The following is a 4,637-nucleotide window of genomic DNA, read 5'->3' on the forward strand; positions in this document are numbered from 1 at the left end:
ATACTCAGCCGATATCAGAGCCCGGATGGCGCGCTCGGCCTCGCGATCGGCCTCGGCGACCGGATCAAAACTGCCCTGTTCCTTGTTGGCGACCGCACCTTGGGCACGAAAGCGCGGCAAGGTCTCCGCCGCTGCCGCCTGCGCGATGCGACGCATGAAATCGATGCTGATGTCCAACTGATTCTCCCGCGTTGCAGCATGCCCGAGCCCGGCTTTGCCGCCAATTTCGTGCCAAAACAAGGGTGTCGAGGATTTTTCCGCGACGGCATCTGTTGCCTGGATGTCACACAGGCGCCATCGAAACGCAATTTCCACATCAGAGTGAATTAAAAAAGGCTGAAGGTCGCTTGACATTTGTGCAGCGCACAATACCCTCAATCTCGGACAGGGTTTCCTGTCCATGCCCTCCTTGGGCGTTTCCTCCCTAGACTTCGACCGTATCGTGCAAACGATGCGGTCTTTTTTTATGGCGCCATTCAGTCCGCGGCCAGCGGCAGGTTGTTCACTCCGCGGCCAGTGGCAGGTCGATGAAATGATGGTCGGGCATCGACATCAGGTCGGCTGAGAACCGCGTCAGATCGTCGGCCAGCGCATCGAAGCCGGCAGCCTTCTCGAACGTCCGCTCGTTCATATAGAGCCCCCGGTTGACCTCGATCTGCAGCGCGTGCAGATGGCGCGCCGGGCGGCCATAGTGCTCGGTGATGAAGCCGCCGGCATAGGGCTTGTTGTGGGCAACCGAATAGCCCATGGCGCTGAGCAGGCCGATCGCGGTCTCGGTCAGGGCGGCCGTTGCCGAGATGCCGAAACGATCGCCGATGATGAAGTCGGGCCGCTGGCCGCTGTCGCCAACCCGGATGCTCGCCGGCATCGAATGACAGTCGATCAGCACGGCAAAGCCGAACCGCGCATGGGTTCTGGTCAACAGCCGCTTCAGCGTCTCGTGATAGGGCTTGTAGACGGCCTCGATGCGGGCGACCGCTTCGGCCAGCGGCAAGCGGCCGGAATAGATGTCGAGCCCCTCGCCGACCAGCTTCGGCACCGTGCCCAGCCCGCCGGCCACCCGTGCCGAGCGGATGTTGCAGAAGGACGGCACCGGCTCGGCGAACATGCGCGGATCAAGCTCCCACGGTTCACGGTTGACGTCGAGATAGGCCCTCGGGAAATTCGCCGCCAGCAGCGGTGCGCCGAGCGCGACGGTCCCGCCGAACAGCTCATCGACGTAGCAGTCCTCGGACCGGCGGATGGCGTTGCGGTCCAGCCTTGCCATGGCAAGGAAGCGCTCCGGATAGTAGCGGCCGCTATGCGGTGAGTTGAAGAGGAAGGGGACGCGCTGCTCGACGCCCGACCGGATTTCGAAGGGTGGAAAGACCGAAAAATCCTCGGCTGCCGTCTTCAATTTGAACGAACCCGAAAACACCAGTGCATCATGATGTGAAAGTGCCACCTTGCAAGCCTCGTGTCCAGCATTTCGGCCACAGCACACGCCCGGCAAATATGGATCATCCCCGTCAGCGTTCACTTGATGTTTACCCTCACCTCCTCATATACAGGATGGTTAACGGGCTTGCCCAACGGCAACCTCGGGCGGGTGATTCGGACGGGATATCATGGCACGCATTCTTCTGGCGGAAGACGACGACGATATGCGTCGGTTCCTCGTCAAGGCGCTGGAGCGCGCCGGTTACCAGGTCAGTGATTTCGACAATGGCGCCAGCGCCTATGAGCGGCTGCGCGAGGAGCCTTTCTCGCTGCTGTTGACCGACATCGTCATGCCGGAGATGGACGGCATCGAACTGGCGCGGCGTGCCACAGAGATCGATCCTGATCTGAAAGTCATGTTCATCACCGGTTTCGCCGCCGTTGCGCTGAACCCGGATTCCAAGGCGCCGAAAGACGCCAAGGTGCTGTCGAAGCCCTTCCACCTGCGCGACCTCGTCAACGAGGTCGAGAAGATGCTGCAGGCGGCCTGAGCCCTTTTCTAGGCGAGGCGCCGCACCTCTTCGCCACTGCGGCGAGACGACGCCTTCTTTCCTTTTTCCTGCTATTGACGCGCTGGATCAAAAATGGTGTATGCGCGGCTTCGGATGGGCGTGTAGCTCAGCGGGAGAGCACTGCATTGACATTGCAGGGGTCACAGGTTCAATCCCTGTCACGCCCACCATCCAACCAGACAAGCAGATCTTGCATCGGCATTTCCCGGCTGGTTCCCCAGAGGTAGAGCGGTTCGCATAGGTTGACTTATAGCCTGCACCTGGCGCAACGCCGCATGCAGTGCTTGAGCTTGGCGAACGGTTTGTCGATTTGGGCTGAGGTCCGGACTATAGGGGCAGGAAGAAGAGCCCTTGCGAAGCCAGCCTACTGGTCATCGTCATCGCCATTGTCTGGATTGTCGACCAAACATCCCGCGCCGTGACACCCTTGGTAATTGCCTTGAGTGTCGAAATTCGGATTGCCGTCCTTGTCGTAACTCGGCCTTGGGTCGATGTAGCTGTCGTTCTTTCGACGCGCTTCCTTGCGATCCTTGTCTCTCTGTTCCTGCGCGGCTATGCGATCCATTGAGCGCTGCTCGTCTTCTGAACGTTGTGAAGTCTGTTGCATCATGCAGTCGGCAAACCTGTTGGTTCCTGGCCTATAGCCGTAAGAAGCGCACTGTTGCTGATCCATTGCGCGCTGATCCTCAGCGCTGACGCAACCAGCAACCGCCAACGGCACAAGCGCGATCAGCACATATCTCATCTTGAAATTCGGCATTTTGTCACTCCAGATCATTCTGATGGCACCGGGCAAGAGAGGTCACCCTCCTGGCAGTTCAGGTAGGCCCTCAACTGCCTGGTGCGAGCCTTGGTCAGTTCAGCTTGACAAGCAGCGGCAACCATCGGCGCCGCGGAGCCACCATCGTCACCGCTGGATTGAAACGTGCATTCGGCGTTGCGGAACGCAATCCACGCTCTCTGCGCTTTCACCAACCGTGCCTTGCCGTCGGAATCATCCGTAAGCCGCTTCTGGATTTGCTTGAAGGTTTGGTTCAACGCCTGATCGGCTCTTTTGAAGTCCGAAGCTGGATCAGCCAGAGCCGCAGTGGCGGCGAACGACAGCATGGCGACGCCAGCAAGTAGAAAACGCATGATTGTATCCCCGGAATGAAAACAACCACAAGTAAGCACGCATGGGGGCAGCCGACAAGCACCGAAAAACCGTATAGTAAGCAAAGGGTTGTCGGGTTCAACAACGCAGGACGGACGAGGCTGGGGCCGTGAGGTGATATGCGGGGAATGGCCGCCACAAGCTGACGTCAAGATTTGCCGTTTCGCCATTGTCGTGGGCGGCGCCGGCGAGTTTCGCAACCCGGTCCTGGCAGACCGGACGCCGGACGCAAACGCCGTCGCGGAAAGCTGTGCGCCCGTCCCGGTGCTGACCGGGACGGGCGACGGGCAATCAGATCATTGCGGCTCTGGATCAGGCGTATTTCCCGGCCTGTCGCCGCCGCCCTTGCCTTCACGGCAAGGCTCGCCGATGCCGCAGCATTTGCCGTTGTAGGTGACGCCGGGCTTCAGCTTGTCGCATTCCCTGGGAGCGGTTGTCTTGCAGCCGGCCAGCACCGAAACGGCGATGGCGGCCAAAAGGACGTTTCTTGAAACAGTAAACATCAGACGTTCTCCTTGATGGACCATGTTTGGACACATCGCTTGGTCGCGCCTCGGGAGAAATTGGTTCACAAGAAAATTGCGATCACCGGCGGAATCTTTTTGCGAGCTTGCCTTCGCGTGAAGGCGCATCGCCGATGCCGGGGCATTTTGCCATGCTATGTGGTTTTCGGATTTGATTTATCGCATTGTCTTGTCGGCGTTGCCTGCAACCTGCCGTGACCGATGCAGCAGAACCGTAACAGGACATTCGCAACATTGCAGGCGAGAGACGTTTTCCATGATTGATCGCGTTGGACAATTCAGGGCTTGGTCGCCTCACACTCAGAAATGGTCCAGGATCGAAGCCGGAATGGTTGGCGAAACTGCGCGCATTCCCGAGGCGGTGATCGGGTCTCCTTGCGTGCCGTCATGAGTTCACAGTCCAGAAGGGAAAAACTGTCGCCTTGGCCGAAGATACATCGCGAACTGAACCGTGTGCGCACGCAATTGCAGTCGCCGTGGTCGACATTGGGCAACGCGCTCATTTCCGCAAAGCAGAACGCTGAATACCGACGCGAACTCGGCAAGCGGATCGAAGCCGCCCGCGAGACTTACACGGCGTCGCCGATCTCGCAGATTGCCGACAGCTTCATGCTCGTCCGGATCATCGGCAATGATCTGGAACCGCGACACCGCAAGGGCCAGTCATTCGACAACGTGCTGTTCATTCTGGACAACGAACCGGTCTTCGACGCCTGCGAAAAATTCTGGATCGTCAATCGGATAGTCGACACCGACGAGGAAGCCCGGATCATCGGCCTGCTCGAAAGCCGCCGCCAGAATTTTCACACAATCCCCTTCGAACTCGATGCGTACCGGAAGATATCCTGGGACGTCGACCAGCTTGTTGCCGGCGACCTCAGATTCTCAGAGAAGGGCCGGGCGAGCGGAAAGTCCGCGCTTTACGAAACGCACATCCGCCGCAGCAAGAACCTCTATGTGATGAACAAC

Annotated in this window: 5 protein-coding genes, 1 tRNA gene and 2 pseudogenes; 3 read left to right on the forward strand and 5 right to left on the reverse strand. The window is 59.1% G+C overall.

Annotated elements, in window-relative coordinates:
- Positions 1-354 (reverse strand): annotated as a pseudogene (locus EN906_RS38435) (hypothetical protein); the annotation flags it as partial.
- A gap of 148 nt (positions 355-502) precedes the next feature.
- Positions 503-1,444: an N-formylglutamate amidohydrolase gene (locus tag EN906_RS23720; protein WP_127270521.1), complete on the reverse strand. Its 942-nt coding sequence runs from the start codon at positions 1,442-1,444 to the stop codon at positions 503-505.
- A gap of 163 nt (positions 1,445-1,607) precedes the next feature.
- On the opposite strand from EN906_RS23720, the gene EN906_RS23725 reads away from it, so the two are divergent.
- Positions 1,608-1,970: a response regulator gene (locus tag EN906_RS23725; RefSeq protein ID WP_006199474.1), complete on the forward strand. Its 363-nt coding sequence runs from the start codon at positions 1,608-1,610 to the stop codon at positions 1,968-1,970.
- A gap of 116 nt (positions 1,971-2,086) precedes the next feature.
- A tRNA-Val gene (locus EN906_RS23730) sits at positions 2,087-2,161 on the forward strand.
- A gap of 194 nt (positions 2,162-2,355) precedes the next feature.
- On the opposite strand, the gene EN906_RS23735 is transcribed toward EN906_RS23730, so the two are convergent.
- The 3 genes from EN906_RS23735 to EN906_RS23745 form a co-directional block, all read right to left on the reverse strand.
- The gene (locus EN906_RS23735) at positions 2,356-2,751 is read right to left on the reverse strand and encodes a hypothetical protein (protein ID WP_127270519.1); all 396 of its coding nucleotides are present in this window, start codon (positions 2,749-2,751) and stop codon (positions 2,356-2,358) included.
- 14 nt (positions 2,752-2,765) lie between these two features.
- Positions 2,766-3,125, reverse strand: a complete 360-nt coding sequence (locus EN906_RS23740) for a lysozyme inhibitor LprI family protein (protein ID WP_127272393.1) — start codon at positions 3,123-3,125, stop codon at positions 2,766-2,768.
- A 315-nt stretch (positions 3,126-3,440) separates the two neighbouring features.
- Positions 3,441-3,647 (reverse strand): hypothetical protein, encoded by a 207-nt coding sequence (locus EN906_RS23745; protein WP_127267240.1) that lies wholly within the window; start codon positions 3,645-3,647, stop codon positions 3,441-3,443.
- A 408-nt stretch (positions 3,648-4,055) separates the two neighbouring features.
- Here EN906_RS23745 and EN906_RS23750 point away from each other — a divergent pair.
- A pseudogene (locus EN906_RS23750) lies at positions 4,056-4,637 on the forward strand (hypothetical protein); the annotation flags it as partial.

This window comes from Mesorhizobium sp. M7A.F.Ca.CA.004.06.1.1, from assembly GCF_003999135.1.
GTDB lineage: Bacteria > Pseudomonadota > Alphaproteobacteria > Rhizobiales > Rhizobiaceae > Mesorhizobium.